The organism is Haloferax sp. S2CR25, assembly GCF_031624535.1.
Taxonomy (GTDB): domain Archaea; phylum Halobacteriota; class Halobacteria; order Halobacteriales; family Haloferacaceae; genus Haloferax; species Haloferax massiliensis.
In genome coordinates this window covers 44,086-69,896 of sequence record NZ_JAMQOO010000006.1, presented here as the reverse complement: position 1 = coordinate 69,896, position 25,811 = coordinate 44,086, and the positions used below count along the sequence as shown (strand labels likewise).

Annotated in this window: 30 protein-coding genes; 21 read left to right on the top strand and 9 right to left on the bottom strand. The window is 68.4% G+C overall.

The window, feature by feature from the left end; genetic code table 11:
• The first annotated feature begins 90 nt into the window (after positions 1 to 90).
• Entirely contained in the window at positions 91 to 1,023 is a 933-nt protein-coding gene (locus NDI65_RS14805; protein ID WP_089777195.1) for an NAD(P)H-binding protein, read from the top strand.
• A 76-nt stretch (positions 1,024 to 1,099) separates the two neighbouring features.
• Positions 1,100 to 1,795: a hypothetical protein gene (locus tag NDI65_RS14800; protein WP_089777194.1), complete on the top strand. Its 696-nt coding sequence runs from the start codon at positions 1,100 to 1,102 to the stop codon at positions 1,793 to 1,795.
• Between the two features lie 30 nt (positions 1,796 to 1,825).
• Here NDI65_RS14800 and NDI65_RS14795 read toward each other — a convergent pair whose 3' ends face one another.
• Positions 1,826 to 2,002, bottom strand: coding sequence for a DUF5786 family protein (locus NDI65_RS14795; RefSeq protein ID WP_004968847.1), 177 nt, complete (start codon positions 2,000 to 2,002; stop codon positions 1,826 to 1,828).
• Between the two features lie 167 nt (positions 2,003 to 2,169).
• On the opposite strand from NDI65_RS14795, the gene NDI65_RS14790 reads away from it, so the two are divergent.
• A complete protein-coding gene (locus NDI65_RS14790; RefSeq protein WP_089777193.1) occupies positions 2,170 to 3,177 on the top strand; it encodes a DUF5784 family protein in 1,008 nt (335 codons plus the stop codon).
• A 91-nt stretch (positions 3,178 to 3,268) separates the two neighbouring features.
• Here NDI65_RS14790 and NDI65_RS14785 read toward each other — a convergent pair whose 3' ends face one another.
• Positions 3,269 to 3,553, bottom strand: coding sequence for a hypothetical protein (locus NDI65_RS14785; RefSeq protein WP_004968845.1), 285 nt, complete (start codon positions 3,551 to 3,553; stop codon positions 3,269 to 3,271).
• A gap of 132 nt (positions 3,554 to 3,685) precedes the next feature.
• Between NDI65_RS14785 and NDI65_RS14780 the strand changes: the two genes are divergently transcribed.
• A complete protein-coding gene (locus tag NDI65_RS14780; RefSeq protein ID WP_310893797.1) occupies positions 3,686 to 4,480 on the top strand; it encodes a PHP domain-containing protein in 795 nt (264 codons plus the stop codon).
• A 75-nt stretch (positions 4,481 to 4,555) separates the two neighbouring features.
• Positions 4,556 to 4,720: a DUF6757 family protein gene (locus NDI65_RS14775; RefSeq protein ID WP_004045157.1), complete on the top strand. Its 165-nt coding sequence runs from the start codon at positions 4,556 to 4,558 to the stop codon at positions 4,718 to 4,720.
• 80 nt (positions 4,721 to 4,800) lie between these two features.
• Here the strand turns inward: NDI65_RS14775 and NDI65_RS14770 are convergent, their stop codons facing one another.
• On the bottom strand, positions 4,801 to 5,313 hold the full coding sequence (locus NDI65_RS14770) for a VTT domain-containing protein (protein WP_310893796.1): 513 nt from the start codon (positions 5,311 to 5,313) through the stop codon (positions 4,801 to 4,803).
• Between the two features lie 104 nt (positions 5,314 to 5,417).
• Between NDI65_RS14770 and hemB the strand changes: the two genes are divergently transcribed.
• From hemB to NDI65_RS14735, 7 genes are all read left to right on the top strand, one after another.
• Positions 5,418 to 6,401, top strand: coding sequence for a porphobilinogen synthase (hemB, locus tag NDI65_RS14765; protein WP_310893795.1), 984 nt, complete (start codon positions 5,418 to 5,420; stop codon positions 6,399 to 6,401).
• Between the two features lie 343 nt (positions 6,402 to 6,744).
• Entirely contained in the window at positions 6,745 to 8,160 is a 1,416-nt protein-coding gene (locus tag NDI65_RS14760) for an ammonium transporter (protein WP_310893794.1), read from the top strand.
• Positions 8,157 to 8,522, top strand: a complete 366-nt coding sequence (locus NDI65_RS14755) for a P-II family nitrogen regulator (protein WP_089777188.1) — start codon at positions 8,157 to 8,159, stop codon at positions 8,520 to 8,522. The genes NDI65_RS14760 and NDI65_RS14755 overlap by 4 nt, the downstream gene beginning before the upstream one ends.
• Before the next feature lie 380 nt (positions 8,523 to 8,902).
• Positions 8,903 to 10,282, top strand: coding sequence for an ammonium transporter (locus tag NDI65_RS14750; protein WP_310893793.1), 1,380 nt, complete (start codon positions 8,903 to 8,905; stop codon positions 10,280 to 10,282).
• A gap of 2 nt (positions 10,283 to 10,284) precedes the next feature.
• Entirely contained in the window at positions 10,285 to 10,656 is a 372-nt protein-coding gene (locus NDI65_RS14745) for a P-II family nitrogen regulator (RefSeq protein ID WP_089777186.1), read from the top strand.
• 212 nt (positions 10,657 to 10,868) lie between these two features.
• A complete protein-coding gene (locus NDI65_RS14740) occupies positions 10,869 to 11,576 on the top strand; it encodes a CPBP family intramembrane glutamic endopeptidase (protein WP_007275868.1) in 708 nt (235 codons plus the stop codon).
• Positions 11,577 to 11,714: 138 nt separating this feature from the next.
• The gene (locus tag NDI65_RS14735; RefSeq protein WP_089777184.1) at positions 11,715 to 13,052 is read left to right on the top strand and encodes a glutamate-1-semialdehyde 2,1-aminomutase; all 1,338 of its coding nucleotides are present in this window, start codon (positions 11,715 to 11,717) and stop codon (positions 13,050 to 13,052) included.
• A gap of 34 nt (positions 13,053 to 13,086) precedes the next feature.
• On the opposite strand, the gene NDI65_RS14730 is transcribed toward NDI65_RS14735, so the two are convergent.
• Complete coding sequence (locus tag NDI65_RS14730; RefSeq protein WP_310893792.1) at positions 13,087 to 13,272, bottom strand: hypothetical protein; 186 nt, start codon at positions 13,270 to 13,272, stop codon at positions 13,087 to 13,089.
• Between the two features lie 146 nt (positions 13,273 to 13,418).
• A complete protein-coding gene (locus NDI65_RS14725; RefSeq protein ID WP_310893791.1) occupies positions 13,419 to 13,808 on the bottom strand; it encodes a hypothetical protein in 390 nt (129 codons plus the stop codon).
• A gap of 106 nt (positions 13,809 to 13,914) precedes the next feature.
• Here NDI65_RS14725 and hemC point away from each other — a divergent pair, with 106 nt between their 5' ends.
• From hemC to NDI65_RS14700, 5 genes are all read left to right on the top strand, one after another.
• Positions 13,915 to 15,006 carry a hydroxymethylbilane synthase gene (gene hemC / locus NDI65_RS14720; RefSeq protein WP_345784713.1) on the top strand — a complete coding sequence of 364 codons (1,092 nt, stop codon included), beginning with the start codon at positions 13,915 to 13,917 and terminating at the stop codon, positions 15,004 to 15,006.
• Position 15,007: 1 nt separating this feature from the next.
• Positions 15,008 to 15,862 (top strand): uroporphyrinogen-III C-methyltransferase, encoded by an 855-nt coding sequence (gene cobA / locus NDI65_RS14715; protein WP_089777181.1) that lies wholly within the window; start codon positions 15,008 to 15,010, stop codon positions 15,860 to 15,862.
• Positions 15,859 to 16,602 carry a uroporphyrinogen-III synthase gene (locus NDI65_RS14710; RefSeq protein WP_089777180.1) on the top strand — a complete coding sequence of 248 codons (744 nt, stop codon included), beginning with the start codon at positions 15,859 to 15,861 and terminating at the stop codon, positions 16,600 to 16,602. The genes cobA and NDI65_RS14710 overlap by 4 nt, the downstream gene beginning before the upstream one ends.
• 24 nt (positions 16,603 to 16,626) lie before the next feature.
• The gene (locus tag NDI65_RS14705) at positions 16,627 to 17,808 is read left to right on the top strand and encodes an MFS transporter (protein WP_310893790.1); all 1,182 of its coding nucleotides are present in this window, start codon (positions 16,627 to 16,629) and stop codon (positions 17,806 to 17,808) included.
• A 162-nt stretch (positions 17,809 to 17,970) separates the two neighbouring features.
• Positions 17,971 to 19,401 (top strand): DHH family phosphoesterase, encoded by a 1,431-nt coding sequence (locus NDI65_RS14700; protein WP_310893789.1) that lies wholly within the window; start codon positions 17,971 to 17,973, stop codon positions 19,399 to 19,401.
• On the opposite strand, the gene ppk2 is transcribed toward NDI65_RS14700, so the two are convergent.
• Entirely contained in the window at positions 19,398 to 20,228 is an 831-nt protein-coding gene (ppk2, locus tag NDI65_RS14695; RefSeq protein WP_310893788.1) for a polyphosphate kinase 2, read from the bottom strand. The two genes, NDI65_RS14700 and ppk2, sit on opposite strands and share 4 nt — an antisense overlap.
• A gap of 71 nt (positions 20,229 to 20,299) precedes the next feature.
• The gene (locus NDI65_RS14690; protein WP_089777175.1) at positions 20,300 to 21,055 is read right to left on the bottom strand and encodes an NAD(P)-binding protein; all 756 of its coding nucleotides are present in this window, start codon (positions 21,053 to 21,055) and stop codon (positions 20,300 to 20,302) included.
• Between the two features lie 408 nt (positions 21,056 to 21,463).
• Here NDI65_RS14690 and NDI65_RS14685 point away from each other — a divergent pair, with 408 nt between their 5' ends.
• Entirely contained in the window at positions 21,464 to 21,685 is a 222-nt protein-coding gene (locus NDI65_RS14685; protein ID WP_089777174.1) for a hypothetical protein, read from the top strand.
• Positions 21,686 to 21,861: 176 nt separating this feature from the next.
• Here the strand turns inward: NDI65_RS14685 and NDI65_RS14680 are convergent, their stop codons facing one another.
• Entirely contained in the window at positions 21,862 to 22,323 is a 462-nt protein-coding gene (locus tag NDI65_RS14680) for a DoxX family protein (protein WP_310893787.1), read from the bottom strand.
• A gap of 182 nt (positions 22,324 to 22,505) precedes the next feature.
• On the opposite strand from NDI65_RS14680, the gene NDI65_RS14675 reads away from it, so the two are divergent.
• The 3 genes from NDI65_RS14675 (at position 22,506) to NDI65_RS14665 (ending at position 24,865) form a co-directional block, all read left to right on the top strand.
• The gene (locus tag NDI65_RS14675) at positions 22,506 to 22,823 is read left to right on the top strand and encodes a DUF5783 family protein (protein ID WP_089777172.1); all 318 of its coding nucleotides are present in this window, start codon (positions 22,506 to 22,508) and stop codon (positions 22,821 to 22,823) included.
• Positions 22,824 to 22,867: 44 nt separating this feature from the next.
• A complete protein-coding gene (locus NDI65_RS14670) occupies positions 22,868 to 23,245 on the top strand; it encodes a NifU family protein (protein ID WP_004045112.1) in 378 nt (125 codons plus the stop codon).
• Between the two features lie 78 nt (positions 23,246 to 23,323).
• Positions 23,324 to 24,865 (top strand): sulfatase, encoded by a 1,542-nt coding sequence (locus tag NDI65_RS14665; protein ID WP_089777171.1) that lies wholly within the window; start codon positions 23,324 to 23,326, stop codon positions 24,863 to 24,865.
• Between the two features lie 22 nt (positions 24,866 to 24,887).
• On the opposite strand, the gene NDI65_RS14660 is transcribed toward NDI65_RS14665, so the two are convergent.
• Positions 24,888 to 25,784 (bottom strand): ketopantoate reductase family protein, encoded by an 897-nt coding sequence (locus NDI65_RS14660; RefSeq protein ID WP_310893786.1) that lies wholly within the window; start codon positions 25,782 to 25,784, stop codon positions 24,888 to 24,890.
• Positions 25,785 to 25,811 lie beyond the last annotated feature (27 nt).

Sequence of the window (25,811 nt, the reverse complement as noted above, 5' to 3'; positions counted from 1 at the left end):
GGCGGCGGCGGACCGACGAGTGGTCGCGGGCAGTCGTCGGTCGGTCGGACGGGCGACACGTTAACATCGTGAGCGGCGCTATCGTACGACATGAAAGTGCTCGTGACCGGTGCGACCGGGTTCGTCGGCCGGCACCTCGTGCCCCTCCTCCTCGACGCCGGCCACGACGTGGTCGTCTTCGTCCGCGACGCGGCGCGCTACGACGGTCCGCCCGGCGCGGCGGTGGTCGAAGGCGACATCTTCGAACCGGCGACGCTCGCCCCCGCGATGGCGGGGGTGGACGCGGCGTACTACCTCATCCACTCGATGCACGCCGGCGGCGACTTCGAGGCGCGCGACCGCCTCGCCGCCCGCAACTTCGTCGACGCCGCGGAGGACGCCGGCGTCGGGCGAATCGTCTACCTCGGCGGCCTCGGCGAGGACCGCGACCGACTCTCGGCGCACCTGCGGTCGCGCCGCGAGGTCGAACACATCCTCGCGTCGGGTGCGCCCGAACTGACGACCCTCCGGGCGGCCATCATCGTCGGCGCGGGGAGCGCGAGCTTCGAGATGGTCCGCCAACTCGCCACGCGCCTGCCGATCATGGTGACGCCGCAGTGGGTCGAGACGCGGTGTCAACCCGTCGCCATCGCGGACGTGGTCGCCTACCTCGCGGGCGTCCTCGACCACCCCGAGACGGCGGGCGAAACCTACGAAATCGGCGGCCCGGACGTGCTCACCTACCGGGAGATGCTCCAGCGCGTCGGCGCGCAGTTGGGCCACGCGCCCCGAATCGTCCCCGTCCCCGTGTTGACGCCGCGGCTCTCGTCGTACTGGATCGGGCTCGTGACCGACGTGGACACGGGCGTCGCCCGGCCGCTCATCGAGGGGCTGAAAAACCCCGTCGTCGTCGGCGACGACCGCATCCGCGACATCGTCGCGGTGGACGAGACGCCGTTCGACGCCGCGGTCGAGCGGGCGCTCCGCGAGGAGCGCGAACAGCGCGAGAACACCGTGGAACCGGAGCCGACGACCCCGACGTGAGCGGGACGCGAACCGCCCGCGAGCGCGCCCCCAGCGCAGCGGCGATTGATATACCGCGGGGCCGTAGGAGCGGGACATGAACGACGCCCCGGAGTACGGCGAGACGTGGGTGTACGAGAGCATCGTCGGCGCGCTCCCGGGCGTGAACATCGGCGAAGCGGGCGCTATCGTCCTCCAAATCGCCGTCTTCGAGGCCGCGGTGCTCGTCTTCGCGTGGGTGTACGACCTGTGGGCCGCGGCGGTCGCGGGCACCGCGGCCATCGTCGTCGCGGCCGCGGGGAGCGTCGTGATGCTCCGCATGGGCGAGTGGACCCGCGCCGCGAGGGTGCCCGCGCCCTATCGACGCCTGCTTTTCGGGTCGAGCATCGAGGTCGTGCTGGGCGTGCTCGCGTTCGTCGCGCTCGTGACGCACCTGTTCGTCTTCGACCCGCGACAGCCGGGGACGCCGCTCATGACGACGCTGTTCGGCCCGGAACCGCCGGTCGTGGTGGTCTACCTGACGCTGCTCGTCCTCTGGGACCTCTGTTACCGAATCGGCACGTCGTGGTGGGCGGCGGTCGTCGGTCTCTGGGGAGCCGTCCGCTACCGGTTCGACGGCCCGACCGCCGGGACGGTCAGGCGAGTGAACCTGCTGAACGTCGGCTTCGCGGTCGCGCAGGTGCTGTTGCTCCCGTTCGTCGCGGACCAGCCGGTGCTTTTGCTCGCGGTCGGCGGACACGTCGTCGCCGTGACCGTCGTCTCGGTGACGGCGGCGGCGCTGACGAGGACGTGAGGGTACGCAGGAACAGGACGAGGGGAACGGTCAGTCGTCGGACTTCATCCGCTTGAACTGTTCGAGCAGCGCGTCGGTCGAGTCGCCGGAGTCGTACTCGACACTGCCGCGGTAGGTCTTCCGGTCGTCGTCGGTGCCGGGTTCGACCTGACTCGTCATCCGCTCGCGGCGTTCGTGTTCGGCTTCGTCGTATGCCCCCATTGACATGGTTCGACTTACCATGTGTGACTGTAGCACATATAACTATCGGAGCGATTCACAATCGTGATATTCGTGGCGGTTCGGGGTTCCTGAGCTCGGAGGCGGGGTGGACGGAACCGAAATCAGGGGCCGCGGCGGGAAAGGGTAAAAGCAATCGCCGAACTACACCGTGTGTGGCACGCCCGCTTCGCTTTCGTTACGCCCCCGGACGCTGGGACGAGTCGCGCATCGCCCGCGACGTCTTCCAGCCGCTCGACGCCAACCTCGGCGCAGAGATGGGTGCGCCGTGGTACGCACCGCCCGACGGCTACGAGGCCCGACGGTTCGACATGGACAACGGCGACACCGCGCTGTTCGCGTGGACCGACGACCACGCCTACTGGATAGGCAACACCGAGACCCCGAGTTCGCTGTGGCGGACCGACAAGGAGGGGTTCGACGAGGCTCCCTTCGAAATCTCCCGGTGGGCCCAGCGCGAACTCATCGCCGAGCTGTTCGACCAGTCGCCGTGGCTGAAGCCCTATCCGCACCTCTCGTGGTTCTTCCTCCCGGTGTTCCTCTCGAAGGACGGCCGCGAGACGACCCGCGAGTTCTTCCACGACCACGCGGCGGGCTTTCCCGACGCGACCCGCGAGGAGGCGCTTGCGTTCTACGAGTCGTTCTTCGCCACGGGCGTCCTCGACGAGTACCGCGAGGTCATGGCCGGAAAGCTCGGCACCTCGGAGTACTTCGACCCGATACGGATGGCCGCCGCGATGGGCGAGTTCGACGTGGCGTACCTCCTCGACGAGGCGGGCTACGACATCACGCCCGAAATCGCCGTGGCGACCGGCCACTCCATCGACTTCCGCGCCGAGAACACCCGCGCGGGCGGCGCGCTCATCGAGGTGACGCGCCCGCTCCCGCCGAACCGACGCTCCGTGAGCAACCCCGTCGCCGCCATCCGCGACACGGCCCAGACCAAGACCAACGGCGAGGGTCAACTCGCCGAACACGGCGGCGGCGTGACGCTGTTCGTCGACTGCTCGTCGTTCCCCGACGACGACTGGGCCGCCATCATGGGCGAGAAGCCCGACGTTCGGCACCGGCCGGCCGTCGTCTTCCGCCTCCGGCCGTCGGGCGAGGTCGAAGGCTACTCGAAAGGGTCCGTTCCGGTCGACCTGCCGTGGCTCTCTGACTGACGGGTCGTCGACGACTCGACGAGCGAGACGCCGAGCCGACGGCTCAGGAGTCGCGGTCAGAAAGAAAATCGGAGTGAGACGAGAACCGACCTCAGAACGAGACCATCTCTGGTCCGTTCTCACCGAGCGGGGACGGGTCGCGGTCGCTGTAGTACCGACGACCGATCGCCTCGTGACCGACGCCGGTGAAGAGGGCGTCCCGCACGTCCTGCGGGCACGTGTACGTCTCGTCGCCGAGACGGGCCAGAATCTGTGCGACGGTCTCCTGGCCGTTCTGTAGCTCGATTACTTTGTCGCCGTACCGCTGGGCGAAGTCGGTCGAGCTAATCGGGTATTCGTGGCGATCGATGGCGTCGCCGAGTCCGTTCAGGCGCATTACATCCACGACTGTGCCGCCCACATTCTTAATGATTTTCCATGTATATGATTAGTGGCATTGGAGTCCTTAATCGTCCTTAATGACACACTGGGCGCAACGTTTGTCTCCCCCTCGCCCCGACCACGATGCATGGACGACAGCCCGCCGGTCGCGGACCTTCATCTCCACACGACCGCCTCGGACGGTCGGCTCACCGTCGACGCGCTCCCCGACGCCGCCCGCGCGGGCGGGGTGGACGTGGTGGCCGTGACGGACCACGACCGCTACCACCCGGACCTCGACGCGCCGGTGGTCGAACGCGACGGCGTGACAGTCGTCCGCGGCATCGAACTGCGCGTCGACGCCGGCGACCGCCGGGTCGACCTCCTCGGCTACGGCCTCAGGGAGCGGCCCGCTCTCGTCGAGACGGTCGACCGACTCCAGCGCAACCGCGTCGAGCGGGCGCGGGAAATCGTCGCGGCGGTCGAAGCGGAAACCGGGGTCGACCTCGACATCGACATCCACGACGGGGTCGGCCGGCCGCACGTCGCCCGCGCAATCGACGCCAGCGACGCGCCCTACGACTACCAGGGCGCGTTCGACGAACTCATCGGCGCGGACGGCCCCTGCTACGTCGCGCGCGAACTCCCGACGTTCGACGACGGCGTTTCGGCCCTCCGAGACGCCTGCGACGTGGTCGGCCTCGCACACCCGTTTCGCTACCGCGACCCCGCCGGCGCGCTCGAACTCTGTGCCGACCTCGACGCCGTCGAGCGCTACTACCCCTACGGGTTCGACGTCGACTGCGACCTCGTCGAGGAGGCCATCGCGCGCTACGACCTGCTCGCCACGGGCGGGAGCGACGCCCACGACGAGACGCTCGGTCGCGCCGGGCCGCCGGAGACCGACTTCGCCCGGTTCGCCGCGGCGGTAGACGGTCTCTAACCGTGTTAGTCCGTGAATAACACGGAACGTGCCGTGGGGCGTAGAGTTAAATCCCATCGGAACTGAAGGGGCGGTATGCAGTGTCACTACTGCGACCGTGAGGCCGCATACGCCGCCGAGAAAGACCACATTAAGGTCGGCCTCTGCGAGCGACACTTCCGCAAGCGGGTCGAGGAACTCGCCGAATCCGAGGAACTCGCCGCTCTGAAGGAAAAACTCGATATTAACCGAACAAAGTGACGGCCGCCCCGCCGCTGTCCCTCCACTAACGCCCGCCTACCGCCGCCGCGCCGGGTCGCCGCGCGCGGCCCCGCGTCCGCTCACGCGAGCACCTGTCCTCCGAACACGTACAGCGCCGCGAGCGCGCTCTCGAACACGACGGTCCCGAGCGCCGAGAGCGCGACGAACCGCTTCGCCGACATCCCGGACAGCCCGGCCGGCACGGTGAGCATCCCGCGCGTGAACAGCATCGCGTTGCTCAGCGGAACGACGACGGGGCCCCAGCGGTCGAACCAGCCGTCGAACCGGTCGAGGGAGTCTTCGCCGACGCGGAACCACGACCGCGACAGGAGGTACTCGCGGCCACCCCGCTTGGCGACGAGGAACAGCGCGACCTGACCGACGGTCGCGCCGAGCACGGCGACGGCGAGAATCGGTATCAACAGTCGTTCGCCGACCAGCGCCAGCGCCCCGGGCACGAGGAGTTCGCTCGGCGCGACGTAGAGGAGCATCGCGCCCTCCAGTACGAACACCAAAAAGAGGGCGACGAGGGCGAGGTCGGACGCGAGGAGGTCCCGGAGGAAGTCGGGGAGTTGGGCGGTGAAAGCGCTCATGGCTACGCGTGCTTCGAGCGGCATCATGTTCATTATGGTTTGGATAACATGGCGCGACACGACGGGAGCGACGGCATTTTGCCGCCGCCGACCGAACCCCGCGTATGGAGTTCACCGACCGTCCCCGCAGGCTTCGAACCGACGGGATTCGCCCGCTCGTCTCGGAGACGACGCTCGACGCGACCGACCTCGTCGCGCCCGTCTTCGTCGACGCGACGACCGACGAGCGCGTCCCCATCGAGTCCATGCCGGGCCACGAGCGCGTGCCGGTCGCCGAGGCGGCCGACCGCGTCGCCGAGGTGTGCGAGGCCGGCGTCGAGGCCGTCATCGTCTTCGGTATCCCCGAGTCGAAGGACCCCGAGGGGTCGCGCGCGTACGCGCGAAACGGGGTCGTACAGGAGGCCGTCCGCGCCATCACCGCCGAGACGGACGCCTACGTCATCACCGACGTCTGTCTCTGCGAGTACACCGACCACGGCCACTGCGGCGTGCTGGAGGACCGCGCCGAAGACGACCCGACGCTGACGGTCGAAAACGGGCCGACCCTCGACCTGCTCGCGGAGACGGCCGTCTCCCACGCCGAGGCGGGCGCGGACATGGTCGCCCCCTCGGCCTCGATGGACGGCATGGTCGGCGCGATTCGCGCGGCTCTCGACGACGCCGGCCACGACGAGATACCCATCATGTCCTACGCCGCGAAGTACGAGAGCGCCTTCTACGGCCCCTTCCGCGACGCGGCCGACGGCGCGCCGGCGTTCGGCGACCGGCGGCACTACCAGATGGACCCGGCGAACGCCCGCGAGGCACTGCGAGAGGTCGCGCTCGACGTCGAGCAGGGCGCGGACGTGCTGATGGTCAAGCCGGGCCTGCCGTACCTCGACATCGTCCGCGCCGTCCGCGAGGGCTACGACCACCCGGTCGCCGCCTACAACGTCTCCGGCGAGTACGCGATGCTCCACGCCGCCGCCGAGAAGGGCTGGCTCGACCTCGACGAGGTCGCCCGCGAGTCGCTCCTCTCGATGAAGCGGGCGGGCGCGGACCTCATCATCACGTACTTCGCGGAACACGTGGCACGGAACCTCGATTGAGGCGTCGCGGGGCGAGTCGACCGCCCACGACCGACCGATTCGAACGCCGAACCGCGGGACACGATACCGCGGTGCGCACGGCCAAAACACACTTGTCAGGCAACATTTTCCTGAACGTTCGTCCACAGAAGTTCCGAGAATCTCAAAATCCTTGGACGATATACAACCTTATATGCGTAATATTCTAGCCCATTTTGTGCAGTTGTGGTATTACGCCTCACTAAATTTGACAAAATCAACCCCACACTTTATGTACTAACTCACCATGAAGCCGAACCGTGATGAAGCACCAGAATCCACACGGATACGGAGCAAAAGTAACTGAACGGTCACCGGAGGCCGCGTGGGGTGGGCAGTCGTGATTCCACTGCAGGTCGACCCGAGCGTTGTCGCGCAGGGGGTCAACTACGTCTGGATCCTCGTCGTCTCGTTCCTCATCTTCTTCATGCAGCCGGGCTTCGCGCTCTTAGAGGCAGGGCAGGTACGCGCGAAGAACGTGGGCAACGTGCTGATGAAGAACATGACCGACTGGGCGCTCGGCGTGCTCGTCTACTTCCTCGTCGGCGCGGGGGTCGCGACGATCGTCGGCGGCCTCACGTCGCCCGGCGGCTTCGACGTCGCCGCCGCGTTCTCGTACATCGGCGACTCCGGCGCGTGGATTGACTGGCTCTTCGGGGCCGTCTTCGCCATGACCGCCGCCACCATCGTCTCCGGCGCGGTCGCAGAGCGCATGGACTTCCGCGCGTACATCGTCTTCGCGGCGACCATCACGGGTATCATCTACCCCGTCGTGCAGGGCCTGACGTGGTCCGGTGGCCTCCTCTCGGGGAGCGGCTACATCGGTGCCGCCCTCGGCGTCGGCTACCTCGACTTCGCCGGTGCGACCGTCGTCCACATGTGCGGCGGCGTCGCCGGTCTCGTCGGCGCGAAGATGGTCGGCCCGCGTAAGGGCCGCTTCGACGCGAACGGCAACAGCCAGCCCATCCCGGGCCACTCGATGTTGCTCGCCGTCCTCGGCACGCTCATCCTCGCGTTCGGCTGGTACGGCTTCAACGTCGGCACGCAGGCGACCGTCCTCGCGACCACCGAAAGCGGCGGTCTGGAGTTCATGGGTGCCGCGCTCGGTCGCGTCGCCCTCGTGACGACCCTCGGCATGGGCGCCGGCGCGGTCGCCGCGATGATCGTCTCGACGAGCTACCAGGGCAAGCCCGACCCCCTCTGGATGGCGAACGGCCTGCTCGCCGGCCTCGTCGCAGTCACCGGCGCGGTCCCCCACGTCACGTGGTGGGGCGGCCTCATCCTCGGCGCGCTCGGCGGCGCAATCGTCCTGCCGGCGTACCGCTGGACCGTCGACTCGCTCAAAATCGACGACGTGTGTGGCGTCTTCGCCGTCCACGGCGTCGCGGGCGCGGTCGGCACGGCGCTCATCCCGGTCTTCGCGGTTAGCGGCTTCTCCGGCACCCAGCTCGTGATGCAGGTCGTCGGCGTGGTCGTCATCGCCGCGTGGACCATCATCGCCTCGGCCATCGTCTTCGCCATCACGGACGCCATCTTCGGTCTCCGCGTCTCGGAAGAAGAGGAAGAAGAAGGCCTCGACGCCGGCGAACACGGCGTCTCGGTCTACCCCGAATTCGTCGGCGACGCCGGCCCCGACGGCGCGCTCGGCTCGCCCACGGCGACCGACGGCGGCAGCGTCCGCACCGACGGCGGCGTCGAGCAAGACGAGACCGTCGAAGCCAACGGGGGTGACGACCAATGAGCGACGAGGCCGACGAACAGGGCATCAAGATGGTGATGGCCATCATCCGCCCCGACAAGCTCTCGGACGTGAAGACCTCGCTCGCCGAGGCGGGTGCCCCGTCGCTCACCGTCACCAACGTCTCCGGCCGCGGCTCCCAGCCCGCGAAGAAGGGCCAGTGGCGCGGCGAGGAGTACACCGTCGACCTCCACCAGAAGGTCAAAGTCGAGTGCGTCGTCGCCGACATCCCCGCCGACGACGTGGTCGACGCCATCGCCGACGCCGCCCACACGGGCGAGAAAGGCGACGGGAAGATATTCGTCCTCCCCGTCGAGAGCGCGGTCCAGGTCCGCACCGGCAAGGAGGGCAATCCGGCGGTCTGAGCGCGCACGGACGACCGAAACCGACCTGACGTCTCCTTTCGCCGCCCTCGCCGCGGTCCGCGCGAGTGCGCATCCGACCGGGGTTCGATGAACGCCCCCACGCCGTTTCTATTACTAATCCGACACTACGTTCGTAGGATTGCTCGGCAACATTTGTACACTAAGTGGCGACCTTACGCCCTTATACAACACATACATCATCTTATATCGGACATACGTCTCTCAGAACTCCTTTTTCTATACGTTTGTCAACGCGAACCGTTATATGAACGTCTGTAGATAGCATCTCACATGGTTCGCGAGACATTCGGTCGCGAATCGAGCACCAATATGAACGACTGTCCAACTTCCCAGCTCGAACCGTTCGCCGGAGGCACCGTATGTTGACACCCTTGCAGACCGACCTCGCGACGGTCGTCGAGGGCGTGAACCTCGTGTGGGTCCTCACGGTCACGTTCCTCATCTTCTTCATGCACGCCGGCTTCGCCATGCTCGAAGCCGGGCAGGTCCGCGCGAAGAACGTCGCCAACCAACTGACCAAGAACTTACTGACGTGGAGTATCGGCGTCATCGTGTTCTTCCTGCTCGGCGCGGCCGTGTCGTCCATCGTCGCCGCCCTCACCAGCGGCTCCGCGCTGGACATCACCGACATCACCGGGGCGTTCATGAGCCTCTACGCGCCCGACGCCTCGGCGACGACGGCGTGGGTCGACTGGCTGTTCGGGGCCGTCTTCGCCATGACCGCCGCCACCATCGTCTCGGGTGCCGTGGCGGGCCGCGCCCGGCTCCGCGCGTACCTCACGTACACCATCCTCATCGCGGGCGTCATCTACCCCGTCGTCGTCGGCTTCACCTGGGGCGGCGGCTTCCTCGACGCGCTCGGCTTCCACGACTTCGCCGGCGGCATGATCGTCCACGGGATGGGCGGCATCGCCGGCCTCACCGCGGCGTGGATTATCGGCCCGCGCATGGACCGCTTCAAGCCCGACGGCACCGCGAACGTCATCCCCGGCCACTCCATCACGTTCGCCGTCCTCGGCACGCTCATCCTCGCGTTCGGCTGGTACGGCTTCAACGTCGGCACCGCCGCCGCGCCCCTCGCGTACGCCGACGTCGGGGTCACGCTCGGCTCCTTCGCCTACGTCGGCCGCGTCGCCCTCGTGACCACCCTCGGCATGGCCGCCGGCGCAATCGGCGCGGGCGGCGTCGCCATGTACAAGACCGGCAAGGTCGACACGCTCTACGTCGCAAACGGCGTCCTCGCCGGCCTCGTCGGCATCACCGCCATCGCCGACGACATCGTCTGGCCGGGCGCGCTGGTCGTCGGCCTCCTCGCCGGCGCGCAGCTCCCGGTCGTCTTCGAGTTCGTCGAAAAGCGCCTCCAAATCGACGACGTCTGTGCGGTCTTCCCCGTCCACGGCTCCGCGGGCGTCCTCGGGACGCTCCTCTACCCGGTGTTCGCCGTCCCGCTGTGGCACGACGGCGCGTCGTTCGTCTCGCTGGCCGTCCCGCAGGTCCTCGGCGTCGGCGTCATCGCCATCTGGACGTTCGTCGCGACCGCGGTCGTCTTCGGCGGCTTCCGCGCCGTCGGACAGGTCCGCGTCTCCTCGGACCACGAGCGCGAGGGCCTCGACACGGCCGAACACGGCGTCGACACCTACCCCGAGTTCGGCTCGCCCGACGCCGACACCGGCATCCGCACCGACGGCTCCGGCGTCCCGAGCGGGGATGGATTCATGACGACGGGACGGGAGGACTAACCATGAGTGATTCCGACCTTCCGAACGACGGCGACATCAAACTCGTGATGGCCGTCATCCGCCCCGACAAGCTCTCGGACGTGAAGACCGCGCTCGCCGAAATCGGCGCGCCGTCGCTCACCGTCACCAACGTCTCCGGCCGCGGCTCCCAGCCCGCGAAGAAGAGCCAGTGGCGCGGCGAGGAGTACACCGTCGACCTCCACCAGAAGGTCAAAATCGAGTGCGTCGTCGCCGACATCCCCGCAGACGACGTGGTCGACGCCATCGCCGACGCCGCCCAGACGGGCGAGAAAGGCGACGGAAAGGTGTTCACCCTCCCGGTCGAGAGCGCGGTTCAGGTCCGCACCGGCAAGACCGGACGCGACGCCGTCTGAATCTCGCGGCCGTTCTCTCGTCGTCGGTCGCGGTCGTCCCGGTCTCTCGTCGTCGGTCGCGGTCGTCCCGGTCTCTCGTCGTCGGTCGCGGTCGACGGGCGTCCTCCCTCGGTCGAAGATACCCGCGGCCCCTCGCGGGCCGAGCGCCGACCCCACGCGAAACCGTTTTTCCGCTCCGCACCGAGCGTCGTGACGATGAGCGGTGGCTCCACGTGGTGACTGTCGCGGTCCTCGGCGGACTCGCCGTCGCGCTGTTCGGGATGGCCGCCGTCGGCCTGCTCGCCGACCGGTACCTCGCCGAACCCGACGGCCTCCGCGCCGACCTCCTCGTCAGCGACGCGAACAAGTGGGCCGTCTTCGCCCTCCTGTGCGGTTACGTCCTCGTCGTCGAGGGGCGGCCGCTGTCGTCGATGACCGGCCGCTCGCTTGCCCCCCTCGCGTTCGTGGCGGTGGTCGGCGGCGGCGTCTTCGTCCTCTTCGTCGCGAACGCGGTGACGACGCCCGTCTTCGACCGACTCGGCGTGGGCGGTCTCGACGAGGGGATGGCCGGACTGGCCTCGCTGTCGGTCAGACACCGGCTGTTCGTGGCCGGGACCGCCGGGATTACGGAGGAGGTGCTGTTCCACGGCTACGCTATCGAGCGCCTGCTCGAACTCACCGGTAGCCCGCTCCTCGCGGGCGGCGTCTCGTTCGCCGCGTTCACCGCGAGCCACGCCGTCGGCTGGGAGCGCGGCGCGGTCGCCAGAATCGCCGTCCCCGCGCTCCTGACGACGGTCATGTACCTCCTCGTGCGCGACGTGGTGGCGCTCGTCTGCATCCACGCGCTCAACGACGCGGTCGGTCTGCTGTTGGCCGGGTCGGTCGAGGACGCCGGCGACGCCGAGGGCGCTGACGCCGCCGCCGACGGGACGGCCCGATAGGTCGCCGCCGGAGCGAGCCGAGAGGTCGCCACGGTCCCGAGTTCCAGTCGAGCGGGCGTCTCCCCGTCCGGTGGTTCGCCGGTGGCAGGTGCGGCCGGCCCAGTAAGGTCTTTCCCGCGAGCGGCCGAACCGCCGCGCATGAACCACGACGAGTCAAGGGCGCTGTACGACCGCGCGCTGTCCGTGCTCGCGGGCGGCGTGAACTCCTCGGTCCGGGCGACGCAACCGTACCCGTTCTTCGTCGAGCGCGGCGACGGCGCGCACGTCATCGACGCCGACGGGAACCGCTACGTCGACTACGTGATGGGCTACGGGCCGCTCCTCTACGGCCACGACGCGCCCGAGCCCGTCCAGTCGGCTGTCCAGAAGCACGCCGCCGCCGGGCCGATGTACGGCGCGCCGACCGAAATCGAGGTCGAACACGCCGAGTTCGTCGCGCGGCACGTCCCCTCCGTCGAGATGCTCCGGTTCGTCAACTCCGGCACGGAGGCGACCGTCTCGGCGGTCCGCCTCGCCCGCGGCGTCACCGGCCGCGACAAAATCGTCGTCATGCAGGGCGGCTACCACGGCGCACAGGAGTCCACGCTCGTCGAGGGCGGCCCCGGCGGCGCGAAGCCCTCGACGCCCGGCATCCCCTCGTCGTTCGCCGACCACACCATCCCCGTCCCCTTCAACGACGAGGAGACGGTCCGCGAGGTGTTCGAGGAACACGGCGAGGACATCGCGGCGGTGCTGACCGAGCCGATTCTGGCGAACACGGGCATCGTCCACCCGGTCGACGGCTACCTCGAAGCCCTCCGCGACGTGACCGAGGACCACGGCGCGCTCCTCATCTTCGACGAGGTCATCACCGGCTTCCGCGTCGGCGGCCTCCAGTGCGCGCAGGGCAAGTTCGGCGTCACGCCCGACCTCACGACGTTCGGGAAGATTATCGGCGGCGGCTTCCCCGTCGGCGCGGTCGGCGGGAAGGCCGAGCTCGTCGAGCAGTTCACCCCCGGCGGCGACGTGTTCCAGTCGGGCACCTTCTCGGGCCACCCGGTCACGATGGCCGCGGGCCACGAGTACCTGAAGTACGCCGCCGAAAACGACGTGTACGGGCACGTCAACCGCCTCGGCGAGAAGCTTCGGGCGGGCATCACCGACATCCTCGAAGACCAGGCCCCCGAGTACACCGTCGTCGGCACGGACTCGATGTTCAAGACGGTGTTCACGCGCCACGGCGCGGCCGAGCGCGCCGACGCCTGCGCCGACGGCTGTGCGCAGGTCGAGTCGTGTCCCAATTACGACGCCTGTCCGAAGACCGGCGCGGACGTGTCGAACGCCGAGACCGACCGCTGGGAGCGCGTCTTCTGGCAGGAGATGAAAGACCACGGCGTGTTCCTCACGGCGAACCAGTTCGAGTCGCAGTTCGTCTCCTACGCCCACACCGACGAGGACATCGAGGAGACGCTGGAAGCGTACAAAGCGGCGCTATAACCCGAATCGACGATTCACCGGCCGCGCGCTTTTTTCACGATTCCGGTCCGGTCGCCCGAGAGAGTCCGAGGTACGCCGGGAGTCCGATGACGGCGGCCAGTCCGGCGGTGAGGAAAAGCGGGACGACGCCGGTCGGGTCCGGCGCGAAGATGAATCCGAGCGGGAGCGCGACGACGAACGCGACGCCGAAGATGAGGGCGAGACGAGCGGACCTGTTCACGTCGAAGTCGTCGCCGCGGAGGCCGATAACTGTTCGGCACGTCGAGACGGGTGCGAGCCGGTCGGCGCGAGCGGCGTTCGCCCGCGCAAATGCAAGCCCGACGCGGACCCGACGCGAACCCGACGCGAACCCGACGCGAACCCGACTCACTCGGCCCGCAGTCGCGCCTCGGCCGCCCGCCACAGCGGCGGGTAGGTCAGGGCGACGCCGACGCCGAGACAGACCGCCCACGAGACGAGGATACCGACGGGATTCCCGTGGAGTTCGAGGAGAATCAACAGCGGAATCCAGAGGGCGGTCACGACGAGGCCGACGCCCCAGACGCGGGCGACGAGTCGGAGGCGGAGGGGACGCGCGAGGAGGAGCGCGAGCGCGACGAGCGCGGCCGAGACGAGGCCGGCGAACCACGGGGGCTCGACGCCGACCGACGAGAGGAACACGTCGAGGGGCGCGACGACCGAGGTCAGGCCGAACAGGAGGAGCGCGACGACGACGAGGTCGCCGACCTGCCGGACGGCCGAATCGAAGGCGGGCATCGTCCGGGTCGTCGCGCGGGGACTGTATCGGTCTTCCGTTCGGGTTCGACCCGGCGCGCGGGAGCGAACTGGTGGGCTTTTCAACGCGGGGGCCGGACTGACGCGTATGACTACAACACTTCGCTTGGCGACGCGAGGGTCGGCGCTCGCTCGCGCGCAGGCCGCGAGCGTGCAGGGGGCGCTCGCGGGCCGCCGACTCGACGTCGAACTCGTCGAAGTCGAGACCACGGGCGACCGGATTCAGGACGAACTCATCCACCGACTGGGCAAGACCGGCGCGTTCGTCCGCGCGCTCGACGAGCGCGTCCTCGACGGCGAAGTCGACGCCGCGGTCCACTCGATGAAGGACATGCCGACCGAGAAGCCCGCCGACCTCGTCGTCGCCGGCGTGCCCGAGCGCGCGCCGGCGGGCGACGTGCTCGTGACGGCCGAGGGCCACGACATCGACGACCTCCCGGAGGGGGCCGTCGTCGGCACGTCGTCGCTCCGCCGACAGGCCCAACTGCTGAACTACCGCGAGGACCTCGAAGTCGAACCGCTCCGCGGCAACGTCGACACCCGCATCGAGAAACTGCTGGCGACGCACCTCCAGCGCGAACACGAGGCCCGCGTCGAAAACGACAAAGAACGACAGGCGAAGAAGGGCAAGACCGACCACGACGAGACGTTCGACGAGACCGCAGACGAGTGGTTCGAGGGGCTCACCGAACTCGAACGACAGGCCCTCGGCCGGAAGGTCGAAACCGAGTACGACGCCATCGTCCTCGCCGAGGCGGGCCTCAAGCGCAGCGGCCTCACCGAGAAGGTGAACTACGAGCGCCTGCCGCGGACGACGTTCGTCCCCGCGCCCGGACAGGGAGCCATCGCCGTGACCGCGGCGGACTCGGGGGTCATCGACCTCATCCGCGACAAACTCGACCACCCGCGGACCCGCGTCGAGACGACCGTCGAGCGGACCATCCTCGCCGAACTCGGCGGCGGCTGTATCGCCCCGGTCGGCGTCCACGCCCTCCTGCAGGGCGAACACGTCCACGTCGACGTGCAGGTGCTCGCGACCGACGGTTCGGAGTCCATCAAGGCCTCTCGGGACCTCCCCGTCGGCAACCACGCCAACGCCGCCAGCGAGTTCGCGGCGGCGCTCCGGGACCGCGGTGCCGGCCAGTTAGTCGACGCCGCCCGCGAGGAGGCCGAGGAGTGAGATGACGGGGGACGACCGCTCGAACGGGGACTCGGGGGAGTCCGCGGAGGGCGTCGGCACGGTCCACCTCGTCGGCAGCGGCCCGGGCGACCCGGAACTGCTGACGATGAAGGCCGCCCGCCTCATCGACGAGGCGGACGTGGTGCTCCACGACAAGCTCCCCGGCCCGGAGATTCTCGGGATGATTCCGGCCGAAAAGCGCGAGGACGTGGGCAAGCGCGCCGGCGGCGAGTGGACGCCGCAGGAGTACACGAACAACCGACTGGTCGAACTCGCCCGCGAGGGCAACGACGTGGTGCGCCTGAAGGGCGGCGACCCGTTCGTGTTCGGCCGCGGCGGCGAGGAGATGGAGCACCTCGCCGACAACGGGATTCCGTTCGAGGTCGTGCCGGGCATCACCTCGGCGGTCGCCGGCCCCGGTTCGGCGGGCATCCCCGTCACCCACCGCGACCACGTCTCGTCGGTGTCGTTCGTCACCGGCCACGAGGACCCGGCGAAAGACGAGTCCGCGGTGGACTGGGACGCCCTCGCCGCGACCGGCGGGACGCTCGTCGTCCTCATGGGCGTCGGTAAACTCCCGCTGTACACCGCCGAACTCCGCGAGGCGGGGATGGACGGCGACACGCCCGTCGCCCTCATCGAGCGGGCGACGTGGCCCGACATGCGCGTCGCCACCGGCACGCTCGACACCGTCGTCGACGTGCGCGACGAGGCCGACATCGAACCGCCCGCAATCACCGTCATCGGCGAGGTCGCGGCGACCCGCGACCGCGTCAAGCAGTTCCTGCGGGGCGGCGGCGCGGACGCCATCGCTGAGGCCGACGCGACCGACGGAGGTGCTGGAGGAGACGAATGAGCCAGCAGGTCCGCGCGGCCGTCTTCCGCCCCGACGACGACCGCATCGAGCGCGCCGTCGAACTCCTCGACTCGCTCGGCGCGACTCCCGTGCCCGACCCGATGCTCGCAATCGAGCCGACCGGCGCGACGCCCGAACCCGGCGCGTTCGTCGTCCTGACGAGCAAGACCGGCGTCGAACTCCTCGACGAGGCCGGCTGGGAGCCCGGCGACGCGGTGCTGTGCTGTATCGGCCCCGCGACCGCCGACGCCGCCCGCGAGGCCGGCTGGACGGTCGACCGCGTCCCCGACGAGTACACCTCGGCCGGGCTGGTCGACCACCTCGCGCCCGACGTGGACGGCGCGACGGTCGAAGTCGCCCGGAGCGACCACGGCAGTCCGGTCCTCACCGAGGGCCTGCGCGACGCGGGCGCGGACGTTCACGAGACGGTTCTCTACCGACTCGTCCGCCCCGAGGGAGCCGGGAAGTCGGCCGAGATGGCCGCCGCCGGGGACCTCGAAGCCGCCCTGTTCACCTCGTCGCTCACGGTCGAACACTTCCTCGACGCCGCCGCGGAGCGGGGTATCCGCGAGGAAGCCATCGCCGGCCTGAACGACGCCGTCGTCGGCGCAATCGGGCCGCCGACCCGCGACACCGCGGAATCCCACGGCATCGACGTGACCGTCGTCCCCGACGAGGCGACGTTCGAAGCGCTCGCGGTCGCCGCGGTCGAGACCGCCGCGCCGACGTATCACGAGTGACGTGACGGGAAGCGAGGGAGCGGCGTGACGGGAGCCGAGACGGGAGACGGCTCGTGGCGCGCCGTCGGCTCGGTCGCCGGCTGGCAGACCGCCGCGAGCCTCTGTTACTACGCCATCTTCGCGGCGACCGGCTTCGTCCGCGACGCGTTTTCGGTCTCCGAGTCGCTGGTCGGCCTCTTTCTGACCGCCGGCCTGCTCGGCTACACGGTGTTTCTCTTCCCGAGCGGCGCGGCCGTCGACGGCTACGGCGAAAAGCCCGTGATGGTCGTCGGCCTGCTGGCGCTGTCGGTCGCGCTCGTCGGCGTCACGTTCGCGCCGCCGTCGTACGCGCTGTTGCTCGTGACGGTGGCGCTCCTCGGGGCGGCCTACTCGACCGCGATGCCGGCGTCAAACCGCGGCATCGTCGCGGCCGCGCCCGCCGGGAGCAAGAACCTCGCCATGGGGCTGAAACAGGTCGGCGTCACCCTCGGTAGCGGGGCGTCGTCGCTCGTCGTCACCGGCGTCGCCGTCATCGCGGCGTGGCAGGTGGGGTTCTGGGCCATCGCCGTCTTCGCCGCCGGCTACGCGCTCGTCTTCGCGACGCGCTACCGCGGGAACCCGGGGACGGGACGGCTCGAACGACCCCGACTCGCCGGGCTCGGCGGCAACCGCGCCTACGTCGCGCTCGTCGCCGCCGCGCTGTTCATCGGCGCATCCATCTTCTCGATGCTCGGCTACACCGTCCTCTACGTGCAGGACGTGGTCGGGACCGGTCCCGCCCTCGCCGGGGGCGTCCTCGCGGCGACGCAGGTGACCGGAAGCGTCGGCCGCATCGGCGCGGGAAGCCTCGCGGACCGCCTCGGCGGGCCCCGCGGCGCGGCCACCGTCGCGCTCGTCCAACTGGCCGGCGCGGTCGCCCTCTTTTCGCTCCTCGTCGGGACCGGCGGCTCGTTCGCGCTCACCGTCGCCGTCTTCGTCGCGCTCGGCCTCACCATCCACGGCTCGACCGGCGTCTTCTACTCCTGTCTGAGCGGCGTCGTCGACGACGGCGACATCGGCGCGGCGACCGCCGGCGGCCAGACCGCGCTCAACGTCGGCGGCCTCGTCGCCCCACCGCTTTTCGGCTTCGTCGTGGAGTCGACGGGCTACGGGGCCGGCTGGGCGCTCGTCGCCGGCTCGACGGTGCTCGCGACCGTTCTCCTGTTCGTCGTCAGGCGGCGAATCTGACCGGCGGTCGCGCTCGGTCAGGTCCGCGGCCGCGGGCGAGCCTTCTTATACCGAACCGCGGCAACGACGACACATGTCCGCCGTCGAACTGGAGTGGAAACGAAGGGGTTCCGTGCCCGAACTGCCAGCGTTTATGCCGGAGAGGGCGTGAGTACCACACCAATGGACGGACCCGTCCCCGAACTCACAGAGCACGCGGCGGCCTGCGCGGCCCGCCTCCGCGACGCCGACCGGGTGCTCCTCGCCTCGCACATCGACGCCGACGGGTTGACGAGCGCCGGCATCGCCTCGACCGCGCTCGAACGCGCCGAAATCCCCTTCGAGACGGTGTTCTGCCGCCAACTCGACGCGGCCGCCGTGGCCGACATCGCGGCGACCGACTACGACACCGTGCTGTTCACGGACTTCGGGAGCGGCCAACTCGACATCATCGCCGACCACGAGGCGGCGGGCGACTTCCACCCCGTCATCGCCGACCACCACCAGCCCGCCGAGGGCGTCGAGACCGACCACCACCTCAACCCGCTTCGGTTCGGCCTCAACGGCGCGAGCGAACTCTCCGGCGCGGGCGCGAGCTACGTCCTCGCGCGGGCGCTCGAACCCGAGGGGGGAGATAACCGCGACCTCGCCGCCCTCGCCGTCGTCGGCGCGGTCGGCGACATGCAGGACACGAACGGCGAACTCCGCGGGGCCAACGCGGGCATCGTCGACGAGGGCGTCGAAGCCGGCGTCGTCGAGGAGGGAACCGACCTCCGCATCTACGGCCGCCAGACCCGCGCGCTCCCGAAGCTCCTCCAGTACGCGACCGACGTTCGCATCCCCGGCATCTCGAACAACGAGGCCGGGGCCATCGAATTCCTCACCGAACTCGACGTGCCCTGCCGCGGCGACGACGGCGAGTGGAAGCGGTGGGTCGACCTCACCGGCGACGAGCGACAGACGCTCGCCAGCGCCCTGATGCGCCGCGCCATCGCCAGCGGCGTGCCCGCCTCCCGCATCGACGACCTCGTGGGGACGACCTACGTGCTCTCTCGGGAGCGAGAGGGGACCGAACTCCGCGACGTGAGCGAGTTCTCGACGCTCCTGAACGCGACCGCGCGCTACGACCGCGCCGACGTGGGCCTCGCGGTCTGTCTCGGCGAGCGCGACGCGGCGCTCGACCGGGCGCGCAGGCTCCTGCGGAACCACCGCAAGAACCTCTCGAACGGCCTCCAGTGGGTGAAAGAACACGGCGTCCGCGTCGAGGACAACCTCCAGTGGTTCGACGCGGGCGACGAGATACGCGAGACCATCGTCGGCATCGTCGCCGGGATGGCCGTCGGCACCGACGCGACCCGAAACGGGATTCCGGTCCTCGCGTTCGCCGACACCGAGGAGGGCGAGGTGAAAGTCTCCTCGCGCGGGTCGTACGTGATGGTCCGAGAGGGCTTGGACCTCTCGGCGGTCATGCGCGAGGCGTCGCGGTCGGTCGGCGGCGACGGCGGCGGCCACGACGTCGCCGCGGGCGCGACGATTCCGAAAGGCGAAGTCGAGGCGTTCATCGCCGAGGCGGACCGCATCGTCGGCGAGCAGTTAGCGAAGAACCCGGATTAGTCGTCGACCGGGTTCGACCCGAACCGCGCGGGAACCCAGTTTTGGCTGTCGATTGGCGGGCGCTCGTACCCGGAGTCGTCCTGTCGGGACGGCAGTTCGATCGGGTCCGGCGTGAGGTCCTCGTAGTCGATTTGGTCCAGCAGGTGCGAGATGCAGTTGAGTCGCGCGTGGCGCTTCACGTCGGCGTTGACGACGTGCCACGGGGCCTCGTCGATGTCGGTGTGTTCGAACATCGCGTCTTTGGCCTCCGAGTAGTCGGCCCACCGCGAGCGCGCTTCGAGGTCCATCGGGCTGAGCTTCCAGCGGCGCTTGGGGTCCTCGTTTCGCTTCTGGAAGCGCCGTTCCTGCTCCTCGTCGCTGATGGAGAACCAGTACTTGACGAGGACGATGCCCGAGCGGACGAGCATCCGCTCGAACTCGGGGCAGGTCCGTAAGAACTCCTCGTACTCCTCGGCGGTGCAGAATCCCATCACCCGCTCGACGCCCGCGCGGTTGTACCAACTCCGGTCGAAAAGCACCATCTCGCCCTCGGTCGGAAGCTGTTCGACGTACCGCTGGAAGTACCACTGCCCCCGTTCGCGCTCCGTGGGCTTGCCGAGCGCGACGACCCGCGCCACCCGCGGGTTGAGCCGGCGGGTGATGCGCTTGATGACGCCGCCTTTCCCCGCGGCGTCGCGCCCCTCGAAGACGACACAAACCCGCAGGTCGTGTTCCTTTATCCAGTACTGGAGTTTCACCAGTTCCTCTTGGAGGCGGTTCAACTCGCGTTTGTACTGTTTCTTCTTCAGGACGCCCTCGTCGTTGTAGCGAGGGTTGTCAGTGGACATAGGCGAACTGAGTGCGCTGTGAACAAATAACAGACGGGGGACAGGGACGAGAGCGGGGGCGGCGCGGCGACTCAGAGGCCCGAACAGACCTGCTCGCCGCTCACGATTTCCGGGACGACGACCTCGTCGGCTCCGGCGCGGCGCGCGAGCGCCTCGTCCATCTGGTCGCCGGCGCGGACGACGAGTTTGGCGTCGGGGGACAGCCGACTCGCCGCGATGGCGATTTGGATGTTCACCTTGGAGTCGTCTATCGCGCCGACGACCGTCGCGGCGCGCTCGACGCCCGCGTCGGTGAGTCGGTCCTCGCGGCGGGCGTCGCCTTCGACCGCGAGCAGGTCCGCGTCACGGGCGCGCTGGTACCCCGCCTCCTTGCTCTCGACGACGACCACGTCGCGGCCCATCTCGCGGAGCCGCGCCGCCACCGTCTTTCCGAAGGTTCCGTAGCCGCAGACGATTACGTGCGATTCGAGTTCCGCTATCTCTCGGTGGAGTTTCATCTGGTCGAGTTCCTCGCGTATCTGTCCGCCGAAGGCCGCGGAGACGAACGTCTCGCCGGCCCACAGTCCGGTTCCGATGAGGCCGGTGAGAATCACGATGGCGTACGCCTTGACGAGCGTCGCCGGCCCCTCGTGAGTCTGGTAGTGGAGTTCGATGCTGGTCGGGTCGAGTAGCCAGAACGCCGCGTCGACGAGGCCCGCACCGCCGAGGACGCTGAATCCGCCGACGCCGGCGACGACGAACGCCGCGACGGCGACGAGCGGTCTGACCATCCGCCGGAGCAACGGCCGGTGCGCGAGCGCGTCGATGAGGATGCGACGGTCGTACATCACGGGGGCGCGGACACCTCGGGAGAGCGCGACCGGTCGGGTTCGTGCGGCCCGCAATCCCGGTTAATCGAGCCGGCCGCGAGTCCGAAGTTGTGTTTGCTTCTACTTCCGAGAGAATTTGACCCAGATTCGAGTGTATAGTCGCTCATGTATCCAGTATTCGACAATCTATCGAGCATAAAATCGTTTGTCCTTAAACAATCCAGTAGACTGGCGATGACTGCCTGATTCGGCCGCAGTGATAATTCGATATAGCGGAGTGTAGTTTATTTTTGGAGCAGGGACGGAGAGCTGAATCGGCGTCAGACCGGGTTCGCGTTCGGTCTCGGGCGCGAAATCCGCGAAATCCTCATATCGTATGCGTGTGTATGCCATGATACCGGCACGCATGCCGGAGCGGAGTGAACGATGGCGACTGCCAGATCGAACGAGGCCGAATACGACTACCCGGTCGGCTACGAACCGGAGGTACAAACAGAGACGGTCGAACTGGACCGTCGAACCGTCGAGCGACTCGACGCGCTGCGCGAGGACGACGAGTCGTACGACGAACTGATAACCGAACTAGCGTCCATCTTCGCGGCGAGCGAACTCTCGGCCGCGCGCGTGGACAGTCCGCTCATCGAGTGACGCCCCGCGTCACTCAAATTTCTGTATCTGAACCGCTCTCCCCGTAGAATCGCGATTCTGCCGAGTGTCTACGATGAACCAGAAGTTGCTATACAGAATCTGGGGTGGGAGCGCGACCAACCGAGTCGGCGTCCACGTAAGCAGGGAGTACCAGAAAAAACGGGTGCGTCTTCGGTTTAGTCCGCCCGTGCCGCCGGGTTCGCACCGTCTGCGAGTAGTTCGCCGCCGAACAGCGCCCGTTCGAGCGAGAGCGACCCCGGGCCGCTCAGGACGAGCGAGACGGCGACCAGCGCGAGCGCGAAGGTCAGTTCACTGGACTGGTAGCCCTCCGGAAGGTGGACGAGGGCGGTGGCGGCGAGCATGTTGACGGCGACGAGCGCGCCCGTGACGCGGACGAACAACCCGACGAGCAACAGGAACCCGCCGACGAGTTCGACCAGGCCGACACCCCACGCGGCGACGATGGGAAGCGGGACGCCGAGGCTCACCAAGAACCCCGAAAAGCCGGGGATTCCCGACGTTTTCGGCCCGATTGCGAGGACTTTACCGAGTCCCGAGACGACCATCGGAATTCCCACCGCGAGTCGAACGAGGACCGGACTCCACCGCGTGAGCGAAGCGACGGATTGTTGCGACACGGTTAGCTCACTCCGAAGTCCGCGGGGGCGATTGTTTTGTACGTTAGATTGCATATTAATTCCATATATTATTATATTTATCTAATAGATAGAAAAGTCTCAGGTAACATCGGTGTGACCGGACCCGCGGAGCGCACCGGCCAATCGTCCGATTTTTTGCTCAGAGCGCGAAAGCTCCGAGTATGACCGACTTCGACCCCGAGAAGTTCGAGGACAAGTACGCCAACTACTTCCCCGAACTCCAGCGCGCGTACAAGAACGCCTTCGAGACGATGAACGACGAGTTCGACTCGTCGCTCATCCACGGGGTCGACCAGCAGATTCTCAACGAGTCCGAACCGTTCTACGAGGACGGCGACTTCTCCGTGCAGCTCCCCGAAAACCCCGCGGAGCGACTGACGGCGGTCGAAATCGACGACGACGAACTCGAAGCCGTCCTCGACCGCTACGTCGACGAGATAGAAGGCGAGCTTCGGCGGGTCTTCGGCGTCGAGGCGTAACCCCGAACCAAAGGCCTAAGCACGTTCACCTCGAAGCCGCGTGCATGAGCACGGAGACGCAGGACGGCGAGGACGACCTCAAAGAGCGTGTCGTGAACTTCCTCCGTCGGAACTTCCCGCAGATCCAGATGCACGGCGGCAGCGCGGCCATCCGCGACCTCGACCGCGAGACCGGTGAGGTCACCGTTCTCCTCGGCGGCGCTTGCTCCGGGTGCGGTATCTCCCCGATGACCATCCAGGCCATCAAGACCCGAATGGTCAAGGAGATTCCCGAGATTAACGAAGTCCACGCCGACACCGGCATGGGCGGCGACGGCGGCATGGGCGGCGACAGCCGCGGCGGCAGTCCGTCGTTCCCCGGCGACACCAGCGACGACACGACCGACATCGAGGACGACCAGGGCCCGCAGGCTCCGTTCTAACTCGACGGTTCGGGCGTTTTCGTCGCGGCGGCGGCCGAGAACAGGAGTTTTATCGGCGACTACTCCCCACCCACGGGTATGACTGCCGAGTCGCCCGAGAACGTCCTCTTCGTCGTCATGGACACGGTCCGAAAAGACCACCTCACGCCGTACGGCTACGACCGCCCGACGACGCCGGGGCTCGACCGCTTCGCCGACGAGGCGACCGTCTTCGAGCAGGCCGTCGCGCCCGCGCCGTGGACGTTGCCGGTCCACGCCTCGCTTTTCACCGGGATGTACCCCAGCCAGCACGGGGCCGACCAGGAGAACCCCTATCTCGAAGGCGCGACAACCCTCGCCGAGACGCTCTCGGCGGCCGGCTACGACACCGCCTGTTACTCCTCTAACGCGTGGATAACGCCGTACACGCACCTGACCGACGGTTTCTCCGAGCAGGACAACTTCTTCGAGGTCATGCCCGGCGAGTTCCTGTCGGGGCCGCTGGCGAAGGCGTGGAAGACGATGAACGACAGCGACGCGCTCCGGACGCTCGCCGACAAGCTCGTCAGCCTCGGCAACACCGCCCACGAGTACCTCGCCGGCGGCGAGGGCGCGGACTCGAAGACGCCCGCGGTCATCGACCAGACCATCGATTTCGTCGACGACTCCGAGGAGTTCTTCGCGTTCGTCAACCTCATGGACGCGCACCTGCCGTACCACCCGCCCGAGGAGTACAAAGAGCGCTTCGCGCCCGGCGTCGATTCGACCGAGGTCTGCCAGAACTCCAAGGAGTACAACGCCGGAGCCTACGAGATTGACGACGACGAGTGGGGTGACATCCGCGGCCTCTACGACGCCGAAATCGCCCACATCGACGACCAGCTCACCCGGCTGTTCGACCACCTGAAAGAGACCGGCCGCTGGGACGACACCATGGTCGTCGTCTGCGCCGACCACGGCGAACTCCACGGCGAACACGGCCTCTACGGCCACGAGTTCTGCCTGTACGACCCGCTCATCAACGTCCCGCTCATGGTCAAACACCCCGACCTCGACGCGGACCGCCGCGACGACCAGGTCGAACTGGTCGACCTCTATCACACGGTGCTCGACTCGCTCGGCGTCGAGGGCGGAGAGCCCGCGAACCCCGGCGACGACGCGGTCGGCCTCGACCGCACGCGCTCGCTCCTGTCGGCCGACTACCGGGAGTTCGCGCAAGCATCGAACGACGACCCCGGCCAGCTCCGAGACGGCGAGTACGCCTTCGTCGAGTACTCTCGTCCCGTGGTCGAACTCAAGCAGTTAGAGGAGAAGGCGTCGAGCGCCGGCATCACGCTCCCAGAGGACTCTCGGTTCTACTCCCGAATGCGGGCGGCGCGGCGGACCGACGCCAAGTACGTTCGAATCGACCGCATCCCCGACGAGGCCTACCGCATCGACGCCGACCCCGAGGAGGCCGAGAACGTCGCCGACGCCGAAGACGAGGCAATCGCGGAGACCGAAGCCGCCCTCGCGGAGTTCGAAGACGCCATCGGCGGCGCGTGGACCGACGCGCTCGACACCGACGTGTCGGACGACTCGGTCGACCAGATGGACGACGAGGCGCAGGACCGACTGCGCGACCTCGGCTACCTCGAATAGCGACCGGAGCCGGTCCTAATGCTTAACGTATCCCTGCACCCCGCTCCCACGCCCGGAGGAGCGCCGCGAGCGTCCGGTTCGTCGGAACCTCGAAGCCGTGGTCGGCGGCGATATCGACCACCGCGCCGTTGATGGCGTCCACCTCGGTCCGCTTTTCGGCCGCGACGTCCTGTAGCATCGACGAGCGGTTCGCGGCGGTTTTCTCGACGACGCGGTCGACCGCCTCGCGGGCGACGCGGTTCGGGAGCGACACGCGCTCTAATCGGGCGACTCGGGCCGTCTCGCGGGCCGCTCGGTGCGCGAGGTCGTTGGCGTCGCCCGACCGGAGCGCGCCGTTTTCGACCCGCGAGAGCGCGGTGACGGCGTTGATGCCGGCGTTGACGGCGAGTTTCTCCCAGCGGCGTCTCGGCATGTCGGTGGCGACGAGCGTGTTGAGCCCCGCGTCGCGGAACGCCTTGCCGACCCGCTCGGCGAGGGAGTCGGGGCCGCCGTCGAGCGCGCCCAAGGCGATTCGGCCGACGCCGGTACACTCGACGCGACCCGGTTCGACGAGCCGCGCCCCGTAGGTCGCCGTCCCCGCGAGAACCGGCGCGTCGAGGCGAGAAACGAGCGTCTCCTCGGTGAGTCCGTTCTGGAGCGACAGCACCGCGCCCACGTCGCAGTCGGCGAGCGCGTCGGCCGCCGCCGCGGTGTCGAACGACTTGACCGTGACGAGCGCGAGATCCGCCGAGTGGCCCGTCTCGGTCGTCGTCGCGGCCGGCGAGACGTGCGCCGACTCGGCACCGACGATGTCGAGACCGGCCGCCGACACCCGCGCGGCGTGCGGGTCGCGCGCGACGAGCGTCACGTCGTGGACCGACGCGAGGAGGCCGCCGACGAGCGTGCCCAGACTGCCCGCGCCGAAGACGAGGATACGCATGGCTACCCGTACTCGGCGGACGACAAA

Bases quoted from the DNA above. Each gene is read 5' to 3' on its own strand.
- NDI65_RS14805 (WP_089777195.1), top strand. From the start codon at position 91: ATGAAAGTGCTCGTGACCGGTGCGACCGGGTTCGTCGGCCGGCACCTC.
- NDI65_RS14800 (WP_089777194.1), top strand. From the start codon at position 1,100: ATGAACGACGCCCCGGAGTACGGCGAGACGTGGGTGTACGAGAGCATC.
- NDI65_RS14795 (WP_004968847.1), bottom strand. From the start codon at position 2,002: ATGTCAATGGGGGCATACGACGAAGCCGAACACGAACGCCGCGAGCGG.
- NDI65_RS14785 (WP_004968845.1), bottom strand. From the start codon at position 3,553: ATGCGCCTGAACGGACTCGGCGACGCCATCGATCGCCACGAATACCCG.
- NDI65_RS14780 (WP_310893797.1), top strand. From the start codon at position 3,686: ATGGACGACAGCCCGCCGGTCGCGGACCTTCATCTCCACACGACCGCC.
- NDI65_RS14775 (WP_004045157.1), top strand. From the start codon at position 4,556: ATGCAGTGTCACTACTGCGACCGTGAGGCCGCATACGCCGCCGAGAAA.
- NDI65_RS14770 (WP_310893796.1), bottom strand. From the start codon at position 5,313: ATGAGCGCTTTCACCGCCCAACTCCCCGACTTCCTCCGGGACCTCCTC.
- hemB (WP_310893795.1), top strand. From the start codon at position 5,418: ATGGAGTTCACCGACCGTCCCCGCAGGCTTCGAACCGACGGGATTCGC.
- NDI65_RS14755 (WP_089777188.1), top strand. From the start codon at position 8,157: ATGAGCGACGAGGCCGACGAACAGGGCATCAAGATGGTGATGGCCATC.
- NDI65_RS14750 (WP_310893793.1), top strand. From the start codon at position 8,903: ATGTTGACACCCTTGCAGACCGACCTCGCGACGGTCGTCGAGGGCGTG.
- NDI65_RS14745 (WP_089777186.1), top strand. From the start codon at position 10,285: ATGAGTGATTCCGACCTTCCGAACGACGGCGACATCAAACTCGTGATG.
- NDI65_RS14735 (WP_089777184.1), top strand. From the start codon at position 11,715: ATGAACCACGACGAGTCAAGGGCGCTGTACGACCGCGCGCTGTCCGTG.
- NDI65_RS14725 (WP_310893791.1), bottom strand. From the start codon at position 13,808: ATGCCCGCCTTCGATTCGGCCGTCCGGCAGGTCGGCGACCTCGTCGTC.
- hemC (WP_345784713.1), top strand. From the start codon at position 13,915: ATGACTACAACACTTCGCTTGGCGACGCGAGGGTCGGCGCTCGCTCGC.
- cobA (WP_089777181.1), top strand. From the start codon at position 15,008: ATGACGGGGGACGACCGCTCGAACGGGGACTCGGGGGAGTCCGCGGAG.
- NDI65_RS14710 (WP_089777180.1), top strand. From the start codon at position 15,859: ATGAGCCAGCAGGTCCGCGCGGCCGTCTTCCGCCCCGACGACGACCGC.
- NDI65_RS14700 (WP_310893789.1), top strand. From the start codon at position 17,971: ATGGACGGACCCGTCCCCGAACTCACAGAGCACGCGGCGGCCTGCGCG.
- ppk2 (WP_310893788.1), bottom strand. From the start codon at position 20,228: ATGTCCACTGACAACCCTCGCTACAACGACGAGGGCGTCCTGAAGAAG.
- NDI65_RS14690 (WP_089777175.1), bottom strand. From the start codon at position 21,055: ATGTACGACCGTCGCATCCTCATCGACGCGCTCGCGCACCGGCCGTTG.
- NDI65_RS14685 (WP_089777174.1), top strand. From the start codon at position 21,464: ATGGCGACTGCCAGATCGAACGAGGCCGAATACGACTACCCGGTCGGC.
- NDI65_RS14675 (WP_089777172.1), top strand. From the start codon at position 22,506: ATGACCGACTTCGACCCCGAGAAGTTCGAGGACAAGTACGCCAACTAC.
- NDI65_RS14670 (WP_004045112.1), top strand. From the start codon at position 22,868: ATGAGCACGGAGACGCAGGACGGCGAGGACGACCTCAAAGAGCGTGTC.
- NDI65_RS14665 (WP_089777171.1), top strand. From the start codon at position 23,324: ATGACTGCCGAGTCGCCCGAGAACGTCCTCTTCGTCGTCATGGACACG.
- NDI65_RS14660 (WP_310893786.1), bottom strand. From the start codon at position 25,784: ATGCGTATCCTCGTCTTCGGCGCGGGCAGTCTGGGCACGCTCGTCGGC.